Source organism: Blastococcus goldschmidtiae (assembly GCF_031845325.1).
Taxonomy (GTDB): domain Bacteria; phylum Actinomycetota; class Actinomycetes; order Mycobacteriales; family Geodermatophilaceae; genus Blastococcus; species Blastococcus goldschmidtiae.
Genome location: NZ_JAVREI010000001.1, coordinates 740,926 through 762,632 on the forward strand (window position 1 = coordinate 740,926; position 21,707 = coordinate 762,632).

General features: G+C 72.0%; 18 protein-coding genes. 12 read left to right on the plus strand and 6 right to left on the minus strand.

What is annotated here, in order from left to right; all coding sequences use genetic code 11:
- Window positions 1–105 precede the first annotated feature (105 nt).
- The gene (locus tag RM425_RS03775; protein ID WP_311343821.1) at window positions 106–1,317 is read left to right on the plus strand and encodes an ATP-binding protein; all 1,212 of its coding nucleotides are present in this window, start codon (window positions 106–108) and stop codon (window positions 1,315–1,317) included.
- Complete coding sequence (locus RM425_RS03780; RefSeq protein ID WP_311343822.1) at window positions 1,314–1,970, plus strand: response regulator transcription factor; 657 nt, start codon at window positions 1,314–1,316, stop codon at window positions 1,968–1,970. The genes RM425_RS03775 and RM425_RS03780 overlap by 4 nt, the downstream gene beginning before the upstream one ends.
- Before the next feature lie 111 nt (window positions 1,971–2,081).
- On the opposite strand, the gene RM425_RS03785 is transcribed toward RM425_RS03780, so the two are convergent.
- Window positions 2,082–2,384: a hypothetical protein gene (locus tag RM425_RS03785; RefSeq protein ID WP_311343823.1), complete on the minus strand. Its 303-nt coding sequence runs from the start codon at window positions 2,382–2,384 to the stop codon at window positions 2,082–2,084.
- Between the two features lie 13 nt (window positions 2,385–2,397).
- Complete coding sequence (locus RM425_RS03790; protein WP_311343824.1) at window positions 2,398–3,138, minus strand: PIG-L deacetylase family protein; 741 nt, start codon at window positions 3,136–3,138, stop codon at window positions 2,398–2,400.
- 50 nt (window positions 3,139–3,188) lie between these two features.
- On the opposite strand from RM425_RS03790, the gene gmd reads away from it, so the two are divergent.
- The 10 genes from gmd to RM425_RS03840 all read left to right on the plus strand — a co-directional run bounded on the left by gmd (window position 3,189) and on the right by RM425_RS03840 (window position 17,011).
- Window positions 3,189–4,175, plus strand: coding sequence for a GDP-mannose 4,6-dehydratase (gene gmd, locus RM425_RS03795; protein ID WP_311343825.1), 987 nt, complete (start codon window positions 3,189–3,191; stop codon window positions 4,173–4,175).
- Window positions 4,172–5,152 carry a GDP-mannose 4,6-dehydratase gene (locus RM425_RS03800; protein ID WP_311343826.1) on the plus strand — a complete coding sequence of 327 codons (981 nt, stop codon included), beginning with the start codon at window positions 4,172–4,174 and terminating at the stop codon, window positions 5,150–5,152. The genes gmd and RM425_RS03800 overlap by 4 nt, the downstream gene beginning before the upstream one ends.
- A 250-nt stretch (window positions 5,153–5,402) precedes the next feature.
- On the plus strand, window positions 5,403–6,527 hold the full coding sequence (locus tag RM425_RS03805) for a glycosyltransferase family 2 protein (protein WP_311343827.1): 1,125 nt from the start codon (window positions 5,403–5,405) through the stop codon (window positions 6,525–6,527).
- A gap of 11 nt (window positions 6,528–6,538) precedes the next feature.
- Window positions 6,539–7,387: an ABC transporter permease gene (locus RM425_RS03810; RefSeq protein ID WP_311343828.1), complete on the plus strand. Its 849-nt coding sequence runs from the start codon at window positions 6,539–6,541 to the stop codon at window positions 7,385–7,387.
- A gap of 3 nt (window positions 7,388–7,390) precedes the next feature.
- On the plus strand, window positions 7,391–8,137 hold the full coding sequence (locus RM425_RS03815; protein WP_311343829.1) for an ABC transporter ATP-binding protein: 747 nt from the start codon (window positions 7,391–7,393) through the stop codon (window positions 8,135–8,137).
- Window positions 8,134–9,861 (plus strand): stealth family protein, encoded by a 1,728-nt coding sequence (locus RM425_RS03820; RefSeq protein ID WP_311343830.1) that lies wholly within the window; start codon window positions 8,134–8,136, stop codon window positions 9,859–9,861. Before RM425_RS03815 ends, RM425_RS03820 begins: the two co-directional genes overlap by 4 nt.
- A gap of 19 nt (window positions 9,862–9,880) precedes the next feature.
- Entirely contained in the window at window positions 9,881–11,464 is a 1,584-nt protein-coding gene (locus tag RM425_RS03825; RefSeq protein ID WP_311343831.1) for a glycosyltransferase family 2 protein, read from the plus strand.
- Window positions 11,465–11,720: 256 nt separating this feature from the next.
- A complete protein-coding gene (locus tag RM425_RS03830) occupies window positions 11,721–14,435 on the plus strand; it encodes a bifunctional glycosyltransferase/CDP-glycerol:glycerophosphate glycerophosphotransferase (RefSeq protein WP_311343832.1) in 2,715 nt (904 codons plus the stop codon).
- 8 nt (window positions 14,436–14,443) lie between these two features.
- Window positions 14,444–15,568 carry a DUF6270 domain-containing protein gene (locus RM425_RS03835; RefSeq protein WP_311343833.1) on the plus strand — a complete coding sequence of 375 codons (1,125 nt, stop codon included), beginning with the start codon at window positions 14,444–14,446 and terminating at the stop codon, window positions 15,566–15,568.
- A 138-nt stretch (window positions 15,569–15,706) separates the two neighbouring features.
- A complete protein-coding gene (locus tag RM425_RS03840) occupies window positions 15,707–17,011 on the plus strand; it encodes a hypothetical protein (RefSeq protein WP_311343834.1) in 1,305 nt (434 codons plus the stop codon).
- A gap of 30 nt (window positions 17,012–17,041) precedes the next feature.
- On the opposite strand, the gene RM425_RS03845 is transcribed toward RM425_RS03840, so the two are convergent.
- From RM425_RS03845 to RM425_RS03860, 4 genes are read right to left on the minus strand one after another with little or no spacing between them, the layout of a single operon-like run.
- A complete protein-coding gene (locus RM425_RS03845) occupies window positions 17,042–17,857 on the minus strand; it encodes a CDP-alcohol phosphatidyltransferase family protein (RefSeq protein ID WP_311343835.1) in 816 nt (271 codons plus the stop codon).
- Complete coding sequence (locus tag RM425_RS03850) at window positions 17,854–19,086, minus strand: CDP-glycerol glycerophosphotransferase family protein (RefSeq protein ID WP_311343836.1); 1,233 nt, start codon at window positions 19,084–19,086, stop codon at window positions 17,854–17,856. The genes RM425_RS03845 and RM425_RS03850 overlap by 4 nt, the downstream gene beginning before the upstream one ends.
- 39 nt (window positions 19,087–19,125) lie before the next feature.
- The gene (locus RM425_RS03855; protein WP_311343837.1) at window positions 19,126–19,998 is read right to left on the minus strand and encodes a glycosyltransferase family 2 protein; all 873 of its coding nucleotides are present in this window, start codon (window positions 19,996–19,998) and stop codon (window positions 19,126–19,128) included.
- Entirely contained in the window at window positions 19,995–21,485 is a 1,491-nt protein-coding gene (locus RM425_RS03860; protein WP_311343838.1) for a bifunctional cytidylyltransferase/SDR family oxidoreductase, read from the minus strand. Before RM425_RS03860 ends, RM425_RS03855 begins: the two co-directional genes overlap by 4 nt.
- Window positions 21,486–21,707 lie beyond the last annotated feature (222 nt).

The following is a 21,707-nucleotide window of genomic DNA, read 5'->3' on the forward strand; positions in this document are numbered from 1 at the left end:
GCCGGGCGTCCCGACCATCAGGGAAGGCCCCCAACCGACCCTGGTTCCACTTCCGGGGTGATCACCGGTACCGGCCACCGATCGCGCGGTGCGACGATCAGCAGCGTGACCACCACCCTGCCCGCGGCGCCGCCGCGCCCGCCGCGCCCGCCGCGCCCGCGGCTGGTGCGGCCGCGGTCGGGGCGCGCCATCGCCGGCGTCGCCGTGGGCACGGCGGTGCACCTGCGGCAGGACCCGCTGGTGGTCCGCGTCGCGTTCGCCCTCCTGGCGACGACGGGGATCGGGATCGTCGCCTACGGGCTGCTGTGGCTCACCATGCCGGTGGCCGCGCCGGGCGACGAGCACGACGAGGCGCCGCCCCTCCCGGGGTGGCGTCCGGCCGGCGCCCGGCAGTGGGTCGCCACCATCGTGCTGGGCCTGGTGGCGGCCAGCCTGCTCGGGCAGCTGACCCGCTGGACCAGCAGCGACGTCGTCCTGCCGCTGGTGCTGGTCGGCGCGGGCCTGGCCGTCATCTGGCGGCAGCTGGACACCGATCGCACCCTCGCCGTCGCCGGCACCCGGTGGACGCTCGCCGGCGGGGTCCTGCTCGCCGGCGCCGGTCTGGTCTTCCTGCTGGCGACCACGGGCCAGCTGGCCAACGCCCGGAACGGGTTCGCCGCCACCCTGGTGCTCCTCACCGGCCTGCTGCTGGCGACCGCCCCGATCTGGCGCCGGCTGCTGGACTCCCGGGACGAGGAGCGCGCCGCGCGCATCCGCTCGGAGGAGCGCGCCACGGTCGCGGCGCACCTGCACGACTCGGTGCTGCAGACGCTGGCGCTCATCCAGCGGCATGCCGGCGACCAGCAGGCGGTGAGCCGGCTGGCCCGCAGCCAGGAGCGCGAGCTGCGTGCCTGGCTGTACGACCCGAAGGTCGTCCGGGAGGGCGGCACGTGGGCCGGCCTGGTGGCCGGCATGGTCGCCGAGGTCGAGAGCGACCACGCCCTGCTGGTGGACCACGTCGTCGTCGGCGACGCCCCGGTCCACGATGCCCTGGCCGCCCTCGGGGCGGCCACCCGCGAGGCGCTGGTCAACGTGGCCAAGCACTCCGGCGTCCCCGCCGCCGACCTGTACACCGAGGTCACCCCCGATCGGGTGTCGGTCTACGTCCGCGACCGGGGCACGGGGTTCGATCCCTCCGAGGTCCCCGACGACCGCCGCGGGCTGCGCGACTCGGTCAGCGGCCGGCTGGCCCGGCTGGGTGGAACGGCGGTCGTCCGGTCCGCCCACGGCGAGGGAACCGAGGTGGAGCTCGTGCTCCCCAGAGGAGGAACCGCATGACCGCCCCCCGCGTCTTCGTGGTCGACGACCACGCGATGGTCCGGTCCGGTGTCCGCGCCGAACTGGGTGACGACGTCACAGTCGTCGGCGAGGGGGCCGACGTCGCGTCCGCCGTCGAGGGCATCCGCGCCACCCGTCCCGACGTCGTGCTGCTGGACGTGCACATGCCCGGCGGAGGCGGCCGGACGGTGCTGGAGACGCTGCGCGCCGAGCTCCCCGACGTGAAGTGGCTGGCGCTGTCGGTGTCCGACGCGGCCGAGGACGTCATCGCCGTCATCAGGGCCGGGGCGCGGGGGTACGTCACCAAGACGATCTCCGGTGCCGACCTGCTCGACGCCGTCCGCCGGGTGGCCGACGGGGACGTCGTCTTCAGCCCCCGGCTGGCCGGCTTCGTGCTGGACGCCTTCTCGGCCGCCGGGGTCCCCGCGGCCCCCGCCGAGGAGGCCACGGACCCGGGGCTGGACCTGCTGAGCGCCCGCGAGCGGGAGGTCATGCAGCTGCTGGCCCGCGGCTACACCTACCGGGAGGTCGGCTCCCGGCTGTTCATCTCGGTGAAGACGGTCGAGTCGCACGCCTCGAACGTGCTGCGCAAGCTCCAGCTGTCCAACCGCAACGAGCTCACGAGATGGGCGGCCACGAACCGGCTGCTCTGACACGGTCGTCCGCCGGACGACACCGCGGCCAGGAGTCGTCCCCGGCTGCGACGAGCGCATCCGTCGTGCCTGCGCGGAACCCTCCGGGCCCCACTCGGCGCGACACGGGCGTCAGGTGAGCCCGGCGACGTACGCGCGCGCCTCCTCGACCAGGCCCGCCCGGTCGTCCGTGCCGCCCAGGACGACCCACCCGTTCATGGGTCGCCCCTCCATCGGCTCGAACGGCCGCCCGTCCCCGGCTTCGACCAGCCCGGCGAGCCGGTCGGCCGGCAGCTTGAGCACGAGCTGCTCGTGCCACCGGATCGCGAAGAACCGCCGGCCCGTCCGGAGCCCGGCGCAGCCGAACATGTGCCCGGGCGTGACATCCCCGTCGGCGAACCGGTCGACCAGGTCCGTCCAGCTCTCGTCGGTCACGGGGGGCAGCAGATCACGCGGTGTGCACCACGTGGAAGGCCTCCGCGAGCCGGTCGTCGGGCAGGCCCAACCGCTGGGCCGTCTGCCGCATCCAGGCGGTGACGAACTGCTCGAGCTGCCCCTCCGGCTGGTGGCTCACCTGCGTGGCGTGCGACCTGAGGGCGGCGAACTTGCGGTCGACGACGTCGGTGACGTCCACGGCGTGGTCGGCGCGGGGGCTGGCGCCCAGCCACACCTCCGGCACCGTCCAGGCCTCCAGGCCCTCGTCGGCCAGCAGCTCCGGGAAGGCGAACGGGTTGCGGGCGTCGGGGTAGACCGCCCGCAGCGTCGACTCCCCGACGGTCATGTGGTCGGGGTGGCTCGCGCCGATGCGTTCCCAGTAGCGCTCGGGTGAGCTGGTGAGCACCCGCTGCGGCCGCACCTGCCGGATGACCCGGCTGATGTCGCGGCGCAGGTCCAGGGTGAGCTCCAGCCGGCCGTCGGGGTACCCGAGGAAGCGGACGTCGGTGACGCCGACCTCCGCGGCGGCGGCGCGCTGCTCGGCCCGGCGGAGCGGCCCCATCCGGTCGCGCGGGGTCTCGTCGAACCCGCCGGCGTCGCCGTCGGTCACGATGCAGTAGGTGACCTCGGTGCCGGCCGCCGTCCACGTCGCGACCGTCCCGGCGGAGCCGAAGTCGACGTCGTCGGGGTGGGCCAGGACGCAGAGCACGCGGTCGACATGGCCGGCCGGGCCCGGGGGTAGCGGTGCGGTCACCTGCGGCAGCCTAGGGTGACCGGGGATCCGCCTCAGCGATTGAAGGACACATGAAGCGCGCACTCGTCACCGGGATCACCGGTCAGGACGGGCTCTACCTGTCCGAGTTGCTGTTGTCGAAGGGCTACGAGGTCTACGGCCTCATCCGCGGCCAGAACAACCCCAAGGCCGACCTGGTCCGCGACGTGGTCCCCGACGTGCGGCTGCTCAACGGGGACATCACCGACCTGGCCAGCCTGATCCGCGCGCTGTCGGAGTCCCAGCCCGACGAGGTCTACAACCTCGGCGCGGTCTCCTTCGTGGCGTACTCCTGGGAGAACGCGCGGCTGACCTCGGACGTGACCGGCCTGGGCGTGCTCAACGTCCTGGAGGCCACCCGGCTGCACGCGGGCCCGGACCTGTCGAAGATCCGCTTCTACCAGGCGTCGAGCTCGGAGATGTTCGGCAAGGTGCAGGACGTGCCCCAGCGCGAGACCACGCTGCTGTGGCCGCGCTCGCCGTACGGCGTCGCCAAGGTCTACGGGCACTACATGACCATCAACTACCGCGAGTCCTACGGGATGCACGCCTCGTCGGGGATCCTCTTCAACCACGAGTCCCCGCGCCGCGGCCCGGAGTTCGTGACCCGCAAGATCACCCGGGCGGTGGCCCGCATCACGCTCGGTCTGCAGGACACCCTGGCCCTGGGCAACCTCGACGCCAAGCGTGACTGGGGCTTCGCCGGCGACTACGTCGAGGCGATGTGGCTGATGCTCCAGCAGGAGCAGGCCGACGACTACGTCGTCGCCACGGGCGAGACGCACTCCATCCGGGAGTTCCTCGAGATCGCCTTCGCGCACGTGGGCATCGACGGCTGGCAGGACAGGGTGACGCAGGACCCGCGTTTCCTGCGGCCGGCGGAGGTGGACCTCCTGATCGGCGATCCCACCAAGGCGCGGGAACAGCTCGGGTGGCAGCCCAAGGTCGGCTTCGAGGACCTGGTCCGCATGATGGTCGACTCCGATCTGGCGGAACAGCGCACCCTCGCGGGCCGGTGAGCGCCGTGCGCGTCCTCGTGACCGGGGCCACCGGGCAGGACGGCAGCTACCTCGTCGAGCAGCTGCTGGCCGAGGGGGCCGAGATCCACGCCCTCGTCCGGCCGGACGAGCAGCCCGGGGCCGGTGCCCACCCGCTGCCCGGCGGGGTGCACCAGCACGAAGGCGACCTCCGCGACGGGCCGGCTCTGGAGGCGCTGGTCGCCGCCGTCGAGCCCACCGAGATCTACAACCTCGGCGGGCTCAGCTCGGTGGCGCTGTCGTGGCAGGAACCGGCCCTGACCGCGCAGATCAGCGGCCTGGCGGTCGGACACCTGCTCGCGGCCGCGCACGACCTGCAGGAGCGCAGCGGGCGGCCGGTGGCCTTCGTGCAGGCCTCCAGCGCCGAGATCTTCGCCGGCACCTCGCGCATCCCGCAGGACGAGACGACGCCGCTGCACCCGCTGTCGCCGTACGGCGCGGCCAAGGCCTACGCGCACCACCTCGTCGGCGTCTACCGCGCCCAGGGGCTGCGGGCGTGCAGCTGCGTGCTCTACAACCACGAGTCGCCGCGCCGTCCCGAGACGTTCGTGACGCGGAAGATCACCGCAGGGGTCGCGCGGATCGCCCGCGGCCGGCAGGACGAGCTGGCGATGGGCAACCTGGACGCGCGGCGCGACTGGGGCTGGGCCCCGGACTACGTGCAGGCGATGGTCCTGGCGGCCCGCGCCGGCCAGGGCCGCGACTACGTCATCGCGACCGGCGTCTCGCACAGCGTGCGGGACTTCGTCGAGGCGGCGTTCCGGGCCGCGGGCATCGACGACTGGGAGCGGCACGTCACCCTCGACCCGCGCTTCGTCCGCCCCTCGGACGCCCCGGAGCTGGTCGGCGACGCGACCCGCGCCCGGCAGCTGCTCGGCTGGCAGTCGGCAGTCGGGTTCGACGAGGTGGTCGCGCGGATGGTGCAGCACGACCTGGCACTGGTCGACGCCGAGGGGTGAGGTCCCTCCCGGCCGACCCGGCGGCGTCGTGACGTCGTTCACGTAGCCGTCGGCCGGACGTCGCCACGACTTCCGCCGGGTGGGACCGAGTGTTCGCCGGTGTGACCGCGGGGACCGGACCGGTCCGTCGCGTCAGGGCTGCGACGTCCGTGACGGGTGGGGACGCGTGTGACTGGTGGGTCTGTTGCGGGCCGAAACGGTTTCGCGCGTCGCGAGCTGTACGGGTCAGCGAACGTACAGTGACGAAGCCATGACAGAAGCCCAGGCACTGCCTCTCCCCGGGAATGCCGACTCGCGACGGATCGGCACGGCCCTCCGCGTGCCGGTGCCGCGGCCCGTCCCGGACGAGGTCGCGCCGGCCGCGCGCCGCGAGTGGCCCGCCGTGTCGGTCGTCATGCCGGTCCTGAACGAGCAGAAGCACCTGGCTGCCAGCGTGGGCCAGATCCTCGGGCAGGAGTACGGCGGAGAGCTGGAGCTGATCATCGCGCTGGGTCCGTCCAAGGACGGCACCGACCGCATCGCCCGCAAGCTGGCCTTCAGCGACGCCCGCATCAAGCTGGTCAGCAACCCGACCGGGCGGACGCCGGCCGGGCTGAACGCCGCGGTGCTGGCGGCGAGCCACGACATCATCGCCCGGGTCGACGGGCACGGCGTCCTGCTGCCCGGGTACATGGAGAAGGCCGTCCGGCTGCTGGAGCAGACCGGCGCCGCTAACGTCGGCGGGCTGATGCTGGCGGTGGGGGAGACGCCCTTCGAGCAGGCCGTGGCCAGGGCCTACGGCTCCAAGGTCGGGCTGGGCGGCGGCAGCTTCCACGTCGGCGGTAGCGAGGGGCCGGCGGAGTCGGTGTACCTCGGCGTCTTCCGCCGGGACGTGCTGGAGCGGCTCGGCGGCTTCAACGACCACTACCACCGGGCCCAGGACTGGGAGCTCAACTTCCGCATCCGCCAGGCCGGCGAGCTCGTCTGGTTCTCGCCGGACCTCGCGGTCACGTACCGACCGCGGTCGTCCTGGCCGGAACTGGTCCGCCAGTTCTTCCACACCGGCCGCTGGCGGCGGGAGGTCATCCGTCAGTACCCCGACACCGCCTCGGCCCGGTACCTGGCCCCGCCGGTCGTCACCGGCGCCATCCTGGCGGGCACGGTGGCCGCTGCCGTGGGTACCGTCGCCGGCGTGCCCTTGCTCCGCCACGGACGGCTGGCTCCGGTGATGTACGTGCTCGGTGTGCTGATCGCGTCCTTCCGCGAGGGCCGCGGGCTCCCCTGGCGGGCGCAGGCACTCCTGCCCGCCGTGCTGGCGAGCATGCACCTCAGCTGGGGTGCCGGTTTCCTCTTCGGACGGCGCCCCGGCCCGGTGGCCGACTGCCCGAGACGGTGAGCGTGACCGCCGTGCGTCCTCCCGCCGCTGCGGGCCGGGCGGGCACCGGGAAGGACCTCGGCTCCCTTCGTCGCCGTCGGCCGGTGCGCCGGCCCGCGGCCCTGTGGAGCCGTCGACGTGCCATCACCTTGCTGGTGGCCCGCGACCTCAAGGTCCGGTACGCGTCGTCGGCCCTCGGCTACCTGTGGTCGGTCCTCGAGCCGCTGCTGCTCGCCGGCATCTACTGGTTCATCTTCACCCAGGTCTTCACGAGGACCGTCGGAGCCGAGCCCTACATCGTCTTCCTGCTCGCCGGACTGCTGCCGTGGACCTGGTTCAACGGCGCCGTGATCGATGCGGCCCGGGCACTGCACGCCGAGGCCAAGCTGGTCCGCTCCACGAACGTGCCTCGCGAGGTCTGGGTCGTGCGCGTCGTGCTGTCCAAGGGCGTGGAGTTCGTGCTGAGCCTGCCCGTGCTCTTCCTCTTCGCGTTCATCTACGGGGCCTCGGTCGACTGGCAGCTGGTGCTCCTCGTGCCGGCGATGCTGCTCATGGCGACGCTGGTGTTCGGCGTCGGCCTGCTCCTCGCGCCACTCGTCGTGCTCGTCCGGGACCTGGAGCGGGTCGTGCGGATAGCGCTGCGGCTCGGCTTCTACGCGTCGCCGGTCATCTTCGCGGTGCAGGACGTACCCGAGCCGTGGGACGCCGCGTTCTCGTTCAACCCGCTCGCCGGGATCTTCGAGCTCTGCCGTGCCGGCTTCTTCCCCGGTGTGGTCGACTGGGGCCACGTGGGTCTCTCCGCAGTCGTGTCCGTGGGACTGCTCGTCGTCGGCTGGTGCGTCTTCGCGCGGTTGGAGCGCACCGTCCTCAAGGAGATCTGACCGGTGGTACCGAACGAACCGGTCATCGCCGTGCGGGACGCCGGGGTGCGCTTCCATCGCGGCAAGCGGCACCGGAGCATGCGGGAGTTCCTCATCCGGGGCGAGCGTGGGACACGGCCCGGTGAGTTCTGGGCGCTGGACGGCGTGAGCTTCGACGTGCGCGCCGGTGAATCGATCGGGGTGGTGGGCCGCAACGGTCAGGGCAAGTCCACGCTGCTGAAGCTCATCGCAGGCGTGATGCTGCCCGACCGCGGGACCGTCGACGTCGATGCCGGCGTCGCACCGCTCATCGAGATCACCGGGGGATTCGTCAACGACCTGACCGTGCGGGACAACATCGCGCTGACCGCCGGCCTGCACGGGATGTCCAAGGCGGACATCGCGGAGCGCTTCGACGAGATCGTCGACTTCGCCGAACTCCCGGACTTCCTCGACACGCCCTACAAGCACCTGTCCAGTGGCATGAAGGTGCGGGTGGCGTTCGCGGTGGTCTCGCGGCTGGAGGAGCCGATCATCCTCGTCGACGAGGTCCTGGCCGTCGGGGACAAGGCCTTCAAGCGGAAGTGCTACGCCCGCATCGACGAACTGCTCGCGGCGGGCCGGACCCTGTTCCTCGTCTCGCACAGCGAGCGGGACCTGCGGCGGTTCTGCACCCGGGGGCTCTACCTGCGCGGTGGCCGCCTGGTCGAGGACGGCCCGATGGACGCCGTTCTGGCGACGTACGAGCAGGACAACGGGGGAGTGAAGTGAGAAGCACCGTGGCGGCGCTGGTGCCGCAGCGCGTCCAGCAGAAGGTCTACCGTGCCGTCCCGGCTCCGGTGTGGGAGCTCGTCCGGGACGTGGGTACAGGGGCGACGCCCTGGCAGCGCCGGGCCCGCGAAGCGCGACTCAGGCGACTCCAGCAGGAGGCGGTCGACGCCGTCGACGTCCCGGTCACCGCGGTCACGTACCAGGGCGAGCGCTTCCTGGCCCGCCCCCTCGACCGGTTCCGCGCCGCGGACGTCCTCGCGGGGAACGCCGGGCTCGTCGCCGACGCGCTGGAGGCCGCGGGCATCCGCTATCTCGTGATCGACGCGCCGGTGCAGCGCAATCGTGTGCTGGCCGTGGCCGCTGACGATCGCGCCGGGGTCCGGGCCGCGCTGGCCGCGGCCGGCGACCGGCTGCCGCTCTACGCCCGGCAGCTGCATCCGGCCGACGACCGACCCAGCGCGCTGGTCACCGCCCCGCGGGCCTTCGCCGAGGGCGGTTCGGCGTACACGGTCTTCCAGGTCTATGCCGCCCAGGGGCGCAGCGAAGCCGTGTCCGGTCCGGACCTCGGCTGTCATCTGGAGTTCTGGGACACGCGGGCGGAGGACTCCCCTGCGGACAACGAGACCGGCGAGCCGCTGTCCGCCGGCTCGTGGGTGGCCCCTCGGCGCAACCGCTGGGCCGATGCGGTGCCCGCCGAGCTCCTGACGCCGGTCCGCCGGAGCGTCGACGGCGTGACGCGGCCCTGCCTGCCCACGCTGTCGGAGCGGCACGCCTTCGACGTGCACTTCCCCATCGACGCCGTCTACACCTGGGTCGACGGGAACGACCCCGCGTGGCAGCGACGCAAGGCGGCCGCGCAGGGGGCGGGTGAACGCGAGCTCAACGAGTTCGCGAGCAACGACTCCCGTTTCCTGTCACGGGACGAGTTGCGCTACTCGTTGCGGTCGCTGGACATGTACGCCGGCTGGATCCGCCACGTGTACCTCGTGACCGACCAGCAGGTCCCCGAGTGGCTGGACACGTCGAATACCCGGATCACCGTGGTGGACCATCGCGACCTCTTCGGTGGCCGTGGGCAGTTGCCGACGTTCAACTCGCACGCCATCGAATCGCAGCTGCACCACATCCCGGGCCTCAGCGACCACTACCTGTACCTGAACGACGACGTCTTCTTCGGTCGTCCGGTGGGGCCCGAACAGTTCTTCGCCGGCAACGGCCTGGCCCACTTCTTCACCTCGCCGGCGAAGATCGGTCTCGGTGACACCGGAGCCTTCGACCGCCCGGTCATGAGCGGAGCCAAGAACAACCGGGACCTCCTGTTCAAGACCTTCGACCGGGCGATCACGAGCAAGTTCAAGCACGTGCCCATCGCGCAGCGACGCGACGTCCTCCTGGAACTCGAGGAGCGGTGCGCCGATGTCTTCGCCGAGACGGCGCGTCACCAGTTCCGCGACCCGGCCGACATCGCGATCGCGTCGTCGCTGCACCACTACTACGCCTTCCTCACCGGGCGTGCGGTGGAAGGCCGGCTGCGCTACTTCTACACGGACATCGCGGCCCCCGAGACGGCCGGCCGGCTGCGACGGTTGCTCCGTACGCGCGATCGCGATGTCATGTGCCTCAACGACCACGACTCGTCGGGCCTCGATCCGGAGCTGCAGCACCGGATGCTGCACGCCTTCCTGACCGAGTACTTCCCGCTTCCCAGCAGCTTCGAGAAGTAGGGGCGGCGGTGTCTCCCCGTTGACCGCGACGGACGGCGGAACGACCGGTCCGGCGGTGGCGCTGATCATCCCGATCCACAACGCCGCGCAGTACCTCCACGAATGCCTCGACTCCGTCGTGGCCCAGACCGTCTTCCGCGACGTGCAGGTCATCCTGATCGACGACGGCAGCACGGACGGGAGCGGCGACATCGCTGCGGCCTACGCCGAGGAGCACGACAACGTCACTGCCGTGCGTCAGTCGAACCAGGGTGCCGGCGCCGCCCGCAACCGCGGGCTGGCGCTCGTCACGGCTGAGTTCGTGGCCTTCTGCGACAGTGACGACCGGCTGCCCCCGCATGCGATCGCCACGCTCCGGACCCTCATCGAGGAGCACGATGCCGATGTGGCGATCGGCCGCATGGAGACGTTCCCCGACGTCAGCACCTGGCCGTGGCTCCGTCACCTCGACGAGCCGTCCAAGGTCGTGCCCGGGATCGAGTTCGCACCCGAGCTGATCCACGGCGCCGGGCCGTGCGGCAAGCTGTTCCGCACGGTCGTGCTCCGCGAGCTGGGGCTCTCGTTCGCCGAGGGCACCCATTTCGAGGACGTGCAGTTCACGCTGCCCGCTCTTCTCGCGGCTGACCGCATCGCGCTCACGAGCACGGTGATCTACCACTACCGCAAGCTGGCCGACGGCGGATCGCTCATGAACCTGAGGTGGGTGCGAACCGCGAACTTCTGGGAGCACCTGGCCGTCGAGGAGTTCCTGTTCGAGCACCGGGACCGGGTGCCGGGCCCGCGTCGCCCGGCCCTCGACCTGTTCATGGTGCGGAGCTTCCAGGGTTTCGCCGTGCGCGCCCCGCAGGTGCTCGAGGAGAGCGAGCTGCGCGCGTTCTTCGACCGCGCCGTCGCCGTCTACGGGCACGTGTCTCCCGACCTGCTGTGGACGGGCTGCCGCGACACCCGGCACAGGCTTGCCATGGTCGCGCTGAACCAGCGGGACCGGGAACTGTTCGCCGACCCCCGGTCGGCCATCCGGGGGGTGGAAGCGTGCGACGGACGCCTCTACCTGCAGCTGGACCGGGACGTGCCCGACCTCGTCCGGTCGTTGCTCGTGGTGAGCAAGACGGCCGCGTGGTTGGAGGCGGTCGAACGGGTCGACGACGGCCGCCTTCTCCGGATCTCCGGATGGCTCAGCATCAACGGCCTGGATCTGCGCTCCGCGGTTCCCTGCGAGCTGAGCGTCCGGGTCCGGGGCAGTGCCGTCACGGAGCGGGCCCGCAACGTCCTCCGGCAGAGCCCGGCCGGTGACCCGCAGCCGGAGAGCTGGTCGGGGTTCGTCTGCGACATACCGGCAGCCGGGCTGCGAGCCGGCGAGCACCAGTTGCGGCTGGTCCTCGACACCCCGACGGGCCAGGCGTCGGTGCATCTCCGCCCGTCCGGAGGCGTGGGGGCCGAGGCCCCCACGTTTCTCCTCGGCCCCTGGTCGGTGACGCTGCGACAGACGGAGGACACGTCGTCGCTGCAGGTGATCCCGGCGGCCGGCAGCGAGCAGGCAGTCGGCGAGCACCCGGGGTGGCGCCCGCGGGTGGGCCGGTTGCTGAGGCGCAGCATCCGCTGAGGGAACCGCTGCTGCGGTGCCGTCCGGGCCCGGCAGCGGGCAGTCGTCAGCGCTGCCGGCGTGCGCCGCGGGGCCGGTGGGGTTCGTGTTCCGCCGCCACGAGTCGGATCTGGCTGATCGCCCTTTTGTGAAGGTACCGTCACACCGAAGGTCACTCCGCGTGGGTCGTTCATCACGGAACGACGCCAGCCGCGTGTCGCGCGAGCGACGGGACGGCATGTCGCGGCTCCATCCCGAGCGAGAACGGTCTCTCCCCATGGTCGATGCAGCCCCCACGTCGGGCCGCGCGCTGCGGTTCTCCGTCGTCACCGCGGTCTACAACGTCGAGCTCTACCTCGACGCCTACATCGCCTCCATGGACGGTCAGACGTTCCCCGCCGAGGACTTCGAGATCATCGTCGTCGACGACGGCTCGACCGACGGATCGCTGGCCGTTCTCCGGGAGTGGCAGCGACGCCGTCCGGGCCTGATCACCGTGCTCACCAAGGAGAACGGCGGGCAGTCGACGGCCCGCAACATGGGCATGGAGGTCGCGCGGGGGGAGTGGATCACCTTCCCGGACCCCGACGACGTGCTCGAGCCCGACTACCTCAGCGAGGTCGACACCTTCCTCCGGGAGAACCCGGAGACGCTGATGGTGGGCACGAGCCGGCACATGCTCAACGACACCACCGGCGAGCTCACCGACACCCACCCCCTGCGTGCGCACTTCGGTGACGGCAACCGGCTGCGCAACCTCGACGAGTGGCCGAAGTACTTCCACGGCAGCGCGCCCGCCGCCTTCTTCCGGGCGGAGACCGTGCGGGAGCAGGGCCTCCGGTTCGACGCCCAGGTGCGGCCGAACTTCGAGGACGGGCACTTCTGCTGCCGGTACGTGCTGGCCGCCGAGGCGCCGCTCGTGGGCTTCGTCGCCACCGCCAAGTACCACTACCGAAAGCGTCAGAACTCCAGCTCGACCCTGCAGACCAGCCTGACCGATCCCGACCGCTACACGAAGGTGCTGCGCAACGGCTACCTGGCACTCCTGCGCAGCAGCTCGGCCGAGACCGGGTCGGCCCCCGAGTGGCTGCAGAACTACGTCCTCTACGAGCTGTCCTGGTACCTCAGCTCGCAGGACAACGCATCCGGCGCGGTGAGCGCCGCGACGGGGCTGGTGGCCGAGGAGTTCCACGCGCTGCTCGGCGAGATCGTGCAGCACCTCGACGACGACCTCATCGCGAGCTTCGACCTCCGGTCGATGAAGCGGATCTGGAAGGAGATCCTGCTCCACTCCTACGCCGAGGAGCCCTGGCACAACCCGTTCGCCGTCGTCAGCGCCGCCGACCACGACCAGGGTCTGGTCAAGCTCAGCTACCACTTCACCGGGGAGCTGCCGCGCGAGGAGTTCCTGGTCCGCGGGAAGCCCGTCGCCCCCCGGCACGCCAAGATCCGGGACATCAACTACCACGGGCGGGTCCTGCTGCACGAGCGCATCGTGTGGGTGCCGCTGCAGCTGCTGCGGATGAAGCTGGACGGCCGCTACGTCGACCTCCGGTTCTCCGCGCCCGGGTTCCCGACGCATGCGCTGCGGGCATCCGACGTCCGGAAGAAGTTCGCGCCCGCAGCCGGCATCCCGACGGCGCGGAAGAAGCCCGCCCGCCGGGCGACCCGGCGGACGCTGTCCGTCGAGGACCGGCTGGTCGTCCGGCTCGCCGGATCCGCGCCCGTCCGTCAGCTCTTCCAGGACGCGTGGGTCCTCATGGACCGCATCCACGACGCCGACGACAGCGCGGAGTTGCTGTTCCGCCACCTGCAGCGGCACCGGCCCGACATCAACTCCTGGTTCGTGATCGAGTCGGGGACCCCCGACTGGGAGCGGCTCCGGGGCGAGGGCTACCGGAACGTCGTGGCCCACGGGTCGTTCCGCTGGAAGCTGCTCATGGCGAACTGCGCCCACCTGATCTCCTCGCACGCCGACGTCCCGGTGCTGCGACCGCCCGCGATCCTGCGGTTCATGCAGCCGGCCTGGCGCTTCACCTTCCTGCAGCACGGCGTCATCAAGGACGACCTCTCGCAGTGGCTGAACGGCAAGAAGATCGACCTGTTCGTCACCAGCACCCCGGCCGAGCAGGAGTCCATCGCCGGCGATCACACGCCCTACGCGTTCACCACGCGGGAGGCGAAGCTGACCGGTCTGCCGCGCTTCGACCGTCTCCGCGAACAGGGTGAGCTGATCGGGCCCGACGAGCGGGACCTGCTGCTCATCGCGCCGACCTGGCGCGACTGGCTCGTGCCGCCGTTGGCCGCCGGCACCCAGCGGCGATCGGTCAACGTCCCGGAGTTCCTCGAGACCGACTACGCCCGCAACTGGCTGGCCCTGCTGAACTCGCCCGAGCTGGCGGAGGCCGCCGAGCTGCAGGGCTTGACGGTCGCCTTCCTCCCGCACCCGAACCTCCAGTCGATCCTCTCGGGGATCGAGCTGCCGCCGCACGTGCTGCCCCTGACCTTCGTGGGCAACGACGTCCAGCGGCTCTTCGCCCGCGCCTCCCTCCTGGTGACCGACTACTCGTCGATGGCCTTCAACGCCGCCTACATCGACCGGCCTTCGGTGTACTTCCAGTTCGACAGCGACCGCATGGGGACCGGTAGCCATGTCGGGCGGCAGGGGTACTTCGACTACGCCCGCGACGGGTTCGGACCGGTCACCTACGAGCTGGAGGACGCCGTCCGGGCCATCGTGGAGTCGGTGAAGAACGGGCCGGTGCCGGCGCCCGAGTACGCCGCGCGCATCGACGCCACGTTCCCCATGCGGGACGGTCGGTGCTGCGAGCGGGTCGTGACCGAGATCGAGCAGCTGACCCGTCGGAGCAGGCCGAAGGCCCCTGCCAAGCGCGCCGCGACCCACCTCGCCGGCCGTGCCGCCCGTCGGGTGGTCCGGACCGTCGGCGCCGCCCGACGGCGAGGGGCCGAGCGGGCGGGCGTGGGCGCGTGATGGGCGCCGTGTCGACCCTGGCACCGGTCGCCGCGCCGATCGCACCGGTCGCGGCGCTCGCGCCGGTCGCACCGCTGGACGTCGCGGTGCTGGGCAGCTGCATCACCCGGGACAACTTCAACAGCCGTTTCAATGCCGGCTACAAGCGGTGGTACCAGGCGACGCTCACCCAGAACCAGTCGTCGATCATCAGCGTGATGGCGGCACCCAGCCCCATCACCGATGCGGAGATCGGGACGGGCGGGACGGAGTACGACCGGGCCAACGGCCGCGACGACTTCCGCAAGACGTTCCTCACCCGGCTCGCCGAGACGCCGCCGGACCTCCTCGTCATGGACTTCTTCGGGGACGTCCATTTCGGCTGCCTCGATCTCGGTGAGGGGCAGTACGTCACGGACAACCGGTGGAAGCTGTGGCCGACGCCGTACTACCGTGCGCGCAAGGCGGCGGGCCCTCTCCCGGAGCTGCGGCTGCACGTCGAGACGGACCGCTACCTCGAGCTCTGGAAGGACGCGTTCGACCGGCTGCTCGCCCACGTCCGGCAGGTCGCGCCGCAGACGACGGTCGTCATCCACCGGGGCCGCAACACCGGCACGCTGCAACTTCCGGACTCCGGTGGGACGGTGCCGCTGCTGGAGAACCGGAACCTCGCGAAGATCGACCTGGCGCGGTACAACGACCTCTGGCGGCGGCTGGACGACTACGCCTGCAGCCACGACGGCGTGGTGGCCATCGACCTGACGGATCGCGAGTACCCGACGTTCGACGACCACCCCTGGGGCCCGTACTACGTCCACTACACGATGGACTACTACGCGGACTTCCTCGCCGAGCTCCACAAGGTGCGGCTGAGCTCCGCGGAGGGACGTCCCGACGCGCTCGCGGCATCGATGCTGGACGACGTGCTGGACCATGCACTCGCGCGGGCCGAGGAGCGGTGGGTCGCCGACAGCCGCCGCAAGGACGCGGTCATCGAGTCCCAGCGCGCGAAGACCGAGCGGCAGGCGCGCCGGATCAAGCAGCTGGAGGCCAGGACCCCGGAGGTCCTCGGCCGCACGGTGCTGGCCGCGCTCCGGCGTGCGAGGCCCCGCCGGGGCGCGGGTGCCCCGGCGGCGCCGGCCCCTACCTCCTAGGCCCGCCCGGCCTCGAGGGAGCCCCGGCGGCGAGCCGCTACGCCGACTCATCCGCCACTGACATCACAGTGCGCATCACTCGTCAGCGGACCCCAGCGACTGCGGCAGGAAAGGCGCGGCGCCTCCTACGCTCCTCGTGTGTCTTCGCCCAGTTCGCCGCAGGTCGCCGATCCGCGGCCGCTCTCCCCTGTCGCCGAGCGGATCGTCGCGTACTCGGCCGTGCTGGTGGCCAGCTTCTTCGGCCTGGTGTCCTACGGGAGTCTGGAACACGGCGCGCGCGCCGATGCCAGAGGTGACGCGCTGCGCTACCTGGAGATGTCGGGCGACACCTTCGCCGCCGTGGAGAGTCCCTTCGCCTTCCGGCTCCTGACACCCTGGCTCGTCCAGCAGCTCTCCGGCGTCAGCGGCGTGGCGCCCGACACGGTCTGGCTGGTGCTGACCTTCGTGGCCAGCACCGCTGCGATCGTCGTCGTCTACGAGTTCCTGCGTCGCCCACTGGGCATCAGCGCGGGTGTCAGCACCTGGTCGGTCCTCCTGCTCACCGTCACCTACAGCTACACCTCCTACAACTACGGGAACTTCTGGCTGGTCGACCCACTCGCCAACCTGTTCATGGCACTGGCCCTGTTCTTCGCGTTCCAGCGCAGGTTGCTGCCGTTCGTGCTCGTGGTGCTCGTCGGGATGGTGAACAAGGAGACGATCCTCCTGGTCGCCCCGCTCTTCCCGCTCCTGCAGTGGGCGCGCTCGGGCAGTCTGCGGGACAGGAGCGTGGTCGTGTCCGGCGTCGCGACCGCCGTCATCGGCGGCTGCTACCTGGTCTTCAGGGCCTGGGCGCATGCGCGCATCGGGGACACCGAGACGTGGGCGGGGCAAGGGGTCGTCGACATCGCCCGTGCGGCGCTGTCCTCGCGTCCGCGCAGGGAACATCTCGCGGTCTTCGTGGTCTTCCAGTTCCTGTGGCCGGTCTTCGCCTACGGCCTGTACCGGCGGTTCCGGCACGGTGGCGTACGCGACGGGCTGCTCATCGCAGGCCTGTACCTCTTCACCTGCTGTCTCCTGGGCCGTGTCCAGGCGACCGACACCGACCGGGTGTTCGTCATGATGGCCCCCCTCGTGATCGCGGTCGCGGCGACGGTCTTCGACGACCTCCGTGGTGAGCAGCAGCGGCTCTGGTTGTGGATCCTGGGCGGGGTGTACGCGGCGCTTAACTTCAGCTGGCTCACCGGGGAGCTGGCCACGGTGGCGAACTTCGCGGTTCTGGCCCTCGTCGTCCTCATGCTGCACCCCCCGTCGTGCTCGTGCGCGATCACCGGAGGGGCCTCGCCGGTCGGGCTGATGGCAGCGCCGGGCGACGGCCGGCGGCGTCCGGATCTGCTCGGCCACACCCGATCGCCGGCTCGGACGGTCACCGCCCCGGTGGACGAGCGGCCGGTCCCGGTCTGACGGCGCACCGCGGGCGCCGCCCGCGGACGCTCACGAGGCGGGAGCGGCCCGCAGCCGGGACGAGGTCACGATGGCGACGAAGTGGCCGGCGACCGCCAGCAGGGACGCCGGGATCAGGACCACGAGCAGCACCCGGGTGCCGGTCAGGTCACCGACGACGGCATCGACGACGGCGGCCGCGAGCACCAGCAGGCTCAGCTCGATCGAGTGGTACAGCCGGTGGAACGGGACGAACCGGGCGAACCGCCGCAGCCTCGCCAGCCCGCGGGCGCGTGGGGCGGTCGTCGCCTCGTCGTCGGCGACCTTCGCGAGGCCGGCGTGCGCGCGCGCCACGTGCACCATGTCGTTGAGCGCCTTGTTGAGCACGATCACCACGGCGAGGACCGCGCCGAGCGTCGTCCATCCGTAGCCGGTGGAGACGTCGCCCAGCCCGCCGGCGGCGCGGATCCCCAGGGCCAGCGGGATCAGCGACTCGGTGAGGTAGTGCCCCACCTTGTCGAGGAAGACCCCGAGCGGGCTCGACGTCCCGCGCCAGCGGGCCACCTCGCCGTCACTGGCGTCCCAGAGCATCTGCAGCTGGGTCAGCAGCACGGCCAGCACCGCGCCGCCGAGCCCCGGGACCAGCAGGGCGAAGCCCGAGGCCGCGCCGGTGACGATCATCAGCGCCGTGACCGCGTTCGCCGTCAGGCCCGCGCGGATCAGCAGGCGGGTCAGGTACGGCGAGATCCGCCGCATGTAGAGGTCGCCGGTCCAGTGCTCGGCCGTCCGCCGTCCGCGGATGGCCGGCGGCTGGGTGACCTCGCGGAGTTCGGCGATGGAGGGCCACGGGGAGCGGTCGGCGGTCACGAGGCGGCCTGCGCCAGCCTGGCCTGCTCGGCGTCCCGTTCCCGGACGACGTCGTCGCACGCGTCGAGGAAGCGGGCCAGTGCGGCGTCGGGGTCCGCCCCGCCCAGGTAGTGCTCCACGAGCTCGGCCCGCCGCTCCCGCTCCCGGTCGTCGGTGAGGCACCGTCGGACCAGCTCGCCCGCCCGCGCCGCCTCGGCGGCCACGAGCCGCGGGACCGCCTCCAGCAGCGGTGACCCGGCCACCACGGCGCCCGGGTCGGCCGGCACGGTGACCACCAGCGGCCGGCCCGTCGGCAGCCACTCCACCGCCACCGAGGAGATGTCGGTGAGGAGCACGTCGGCATCCGCGAAGGCGGCCTCCAGCGGCGCGGCCGTGTCGACGACGCTCTCCCCGCGACGGACGGTGTCCTCGGCGAACACCGCCCGCAGCGCGGCGTCCGCGGCCCGGACCTCGGCACGGTTGGCGCCCGTCCGCGGGTGCGGCCGGTAGACGACCCGCAGCCCTTCGGCGAGGAGCGACCGCACGAGCGGGACGCCGTGAGTGAGCACCGAGCTGTAGGCCATCGAGGCCTGCGCGCCCTCCCACGTCGGGGCGTACAGGACGGTCGGCCGATCGCTTCCCGGCCGGGCGCCCGTCCCGGCCGCCTGCGGTCGTCCGATAAGCACCATGCGGTCCCGGTCGAACCACATCAGCTGGGCCAGCACCCGCTCCTCGGCGGCAGGTCCGGCCACGAAGACACGGTCGTAGGCCTTCAGCTGGTTCGACGCCGAGACGGCCTTGTCGCTCTCGCCGTGGCCCACGTACACGTGCGCGAGGCTCGGGTAGCGCAGCATGGAGAAGTTCCGCGGGTGGTGGCTGACGTAGAGGGCCAGCCCGATCGAGCTCCGCCGGACCAGCCCGTCCAGCGTCGCCGTGCGCCCGACGCACAGCACCCGCAGCGAGGTGCGCCCGCGCAGCCACGCGGCGGTCCGGCTGTCCTGGGTGACGACGGCGACCCCGTGCCGCTCGTCCAGGGCCGTCAGGGGGCGCAGCCACTGCTCGAGCTGGTAGCCGTTGACCCGGGGCTCGGGGAAGAAGGCCACGACGCGCTGCTCGAGGACCGTGCTGCCCAGCGCCTCGTCCTCACCCAGCCCGTCGGGCTCCCCGCCGGGGAGGAGACCGAGCCGGCGTACCAGGCGGCCGCCGCTGGAGCGGATGCGCGCGCGCAGCGCTGGAACAGGGGATGGCACTCAGGAGCTCCTCGGATCGGCCGGGTCGCACGCTACCCGTCAGACGACGGGGGGCCGCCCATGCCGCGTCATCCGGACGATCGTGTTCCACCGCAGCGGACGGCGCGGCCCGCAGTCGGTCCGCCAGCCCTCCCACCAGCCGTCGAACCAGGGCAGTAGGGCGGCCGGGCGGCGCACGGAGCGGAGGACCTGCAGCAGGGTCCAGACGGCGACGTAGGGGGCACCGATCACCCACGGCAGGTTGCGCCGGGCCAGCCAGACCCGGTTGCGGGCGTTGAGCCGGAGGTAGTCGCGGTGCCGGGTCGGGACGACGAAGGGGTGCTCGGCGGCCAGGTCCCCGGCGTACCGGACCCGGAAGCCGGCGTCCCACATCCGCCAGGCCAGCTCGATGCCCTCGTGCGCGTAGAAGAACGGACCAGGCCAGCCACCGGCCGCGTCGAACGCCGCTCGGCGGGCGACCACCGCTCCCTCCCAGACGGAGAAGGCGTGGCTGGAGCGATGGCGGTCGCCGTTGCGCAACCGGGGCGTCCAGCGCTGCGGAGGCGTGCCGCCACCCGCGACGTCCACGCGGGGCTGCAGGAGACCCACGCCGGGATCGGCGGCGAATCGAGACACCGCGTCGGCGAGGAATCCGGGCTCGGGCAGGGCGGCGTCGTCGTCCAGGAAGAGCAGCAGTTCCCCGTCCACGTGGGTGACGCCGGCGTTGCGGCCCGCCGGGATGCCGACGTTCTCGGGCAGCCCCACCGCCCGCACCCCGTCGGGGAGCCCGGTCGGCTGCCAGCCGTTGCCGACCACGACGACGTCGGTCCGCACGCCGTGCTGCGCGAGGACCGACCGCACCCCCCGGTCGAGGTCCTCCGGCCGGCGGCCCTGGGTGAGGACCACGACGCCGACCAGCGGCAGGTCGGTCACGTCCGCAGCGAGGCCGGGTCGACGCCCGCGGGCACCAGGTCGCTGGGGTCGGTCTCGCGCAGCAGCTCCGCGGTCACCGAGGCGTCCAGGTGGGACGTGAGCGTGTCCTCCTTGCGGACGTCGACGATGTGCCCGGTCCAGGAGGAGATGAGGACGTCGAGGGACGTCTCCGCCACCAGCTCCGACGCCAGCAGGGAATCCTCGGGCTCCTCGCCGAAGGCCCGGGTCCGCATCGGGGTGGCGGTCCGCTCGGGGTTGACGCAGTTGATGCGCACCCCGTCGGCGGCCCACTCGTCGGCCAGTGCCTGGGTCAGGTTGACGACGGCCGCCTTGGCGGAGGAGTAGAGGCTGTAGCCGCTGCGCCCGCGGGTGTAGGAGCTCGAGGTGAACAGCAGCAGGGAACCGCGGGTCCTGCGGAGGTGGGGCTGGAAGACCTGGGCGATGTGGATGGGAGCGAGGTAGTTCACCTCGGTCGCCATGTAGACGGTCTCCTCGCTGGTGCCGGCCAGCTCACCGCGGGGGAGGACACCTGCGGTGTTGACCACGTAGTCGACGCGGCCGGTGTCGGCCAGCACCTGTTCGCAGGCGGCGACGATGTCGCCGCGGCGCTCCACGTGGGTGTTGGTGGCCGACCGGCTGAACACCTTCGTGACCGCCCCGTAGGACGCGGCCAGGCGAGCGATGTCGGCACCGATGCCGGAGGAGCCGCCGAAGACGACGACGGTCTTGCCCGCGAGCGCCGTGCAGTACTCCGCCTCGTCGCGCGGACGGGGGGCGTCGTGGCTGTGGAGCTGGAAGAGCTTGTCGGCGATGTAGACGTCGATCGGCTCCGTGACCTTCATGTTGCGCTCTTCGCCGCGCACCACGGCGATGGGCACCTCCGGCGCGTACCGGAGCACGACCGTGCAGTCGTCCGTGGCCTCGAACCCGGCGTCCTCGGCGGCCTCGGCGTACGCCCGGCGGATCACCGAGAGGCGGAAGCCCTGCGGTGTCTGCCCGCGGCGCAGGAGGCCCCGCTTGAGCACGTCGTCGATCGTCCGCCCCGCCTCGTCGACCTGGATGATCGTGTCGGCCGACGGGATGGCGGTGTCGACGGCCTCGTACTCGTCCAGGGCCGCCACGCAGTCGGCGATGACCCGCTGGCTGAGCAGGGGACGCACGGCGTCGTGGAAGAGGACGTTGCACTCCTCGGTGCCCAGCACCTCGAGCGCGCGCTGCGTCGTCGCGTTGCGGGTGTCGGCGCCCTCCAGCACGCGGGTCACCTTCGGGTACCCGCCCGGTCGGAGGATGGCGTGGACGGCGTCCAGGTGGCCCGGGGCCATCAGCACCAGGATCTCGTCGATGTGCGGCGAGGCCTGCAGGGTGCCGATCGTGTGCTCGATGATGGGCTTGCCGGCGACCTTGATCAGCTGTTTCGGGATCGAGAGACCGACGCGCGTGCCAGTGCCGCCGGCCAGGACGACGGCCACGTTCCGCAACCTGGGCATCACTGGACCTTAACCGCGGTTGGGGCACTCGCCGAGGACAGCTGCGTGCCGGAGCTGCCGTAGCCGGTCACCCGGCTGAGGTCGGGGAAGCCCGCTGTCACCGGGCGCTCCCCACTGCCGCGCCTGAGGCGCGGTGTCGGTGGCGAGGGCAGGGCTCGAGCGGTGGGCGCAGCTGTCACGGACGTTCCCTCGGGCTGGAAGCAGCATGCTCGCGTCGCCCGG

What these genes read in the sequence shown, in the direction of transcription:
- RM425_RS03780 (WP_311343822.1), top strand. Translation starts at nt 1,314, where the DNA reads ATGACCGCCCCCCGCGTCTTCGTGGTCGACGACCACGCGATGGTCCGG.
- RM425_RS03805 (WP_311343827.1), top strand. Translation starts at nt 5,403, where the DNA reads ATGACAGAAGCCCAGGCACTGCCTCTCCCCGGGAATGCCGACTCGCGA.
- RM425_RS03830 (WP_311343832.1), top strand. Translation starts at nt 11,721, where the DNA reads ATGGTCGATGCAGCCCCCACGTCGGGCCGCGCGCTGCGGTTCTCCGTC.
- gmd (WP_311343825.1), top strand. Translation starts at nt 3,189, where the DNA reads ATGAAGCGCGCACTCGTCACCGGGATCACCGGTCAGGACGGGCTCTAC.
- RM425_RS03860 (WP_311343838.1), bottom strand. Translation starts at nt 21,485, where the DNA reads ATGCCCAGGTTGCGGAACGTGGCCGTCGTCCTGGCCGGCGGCACTGGC.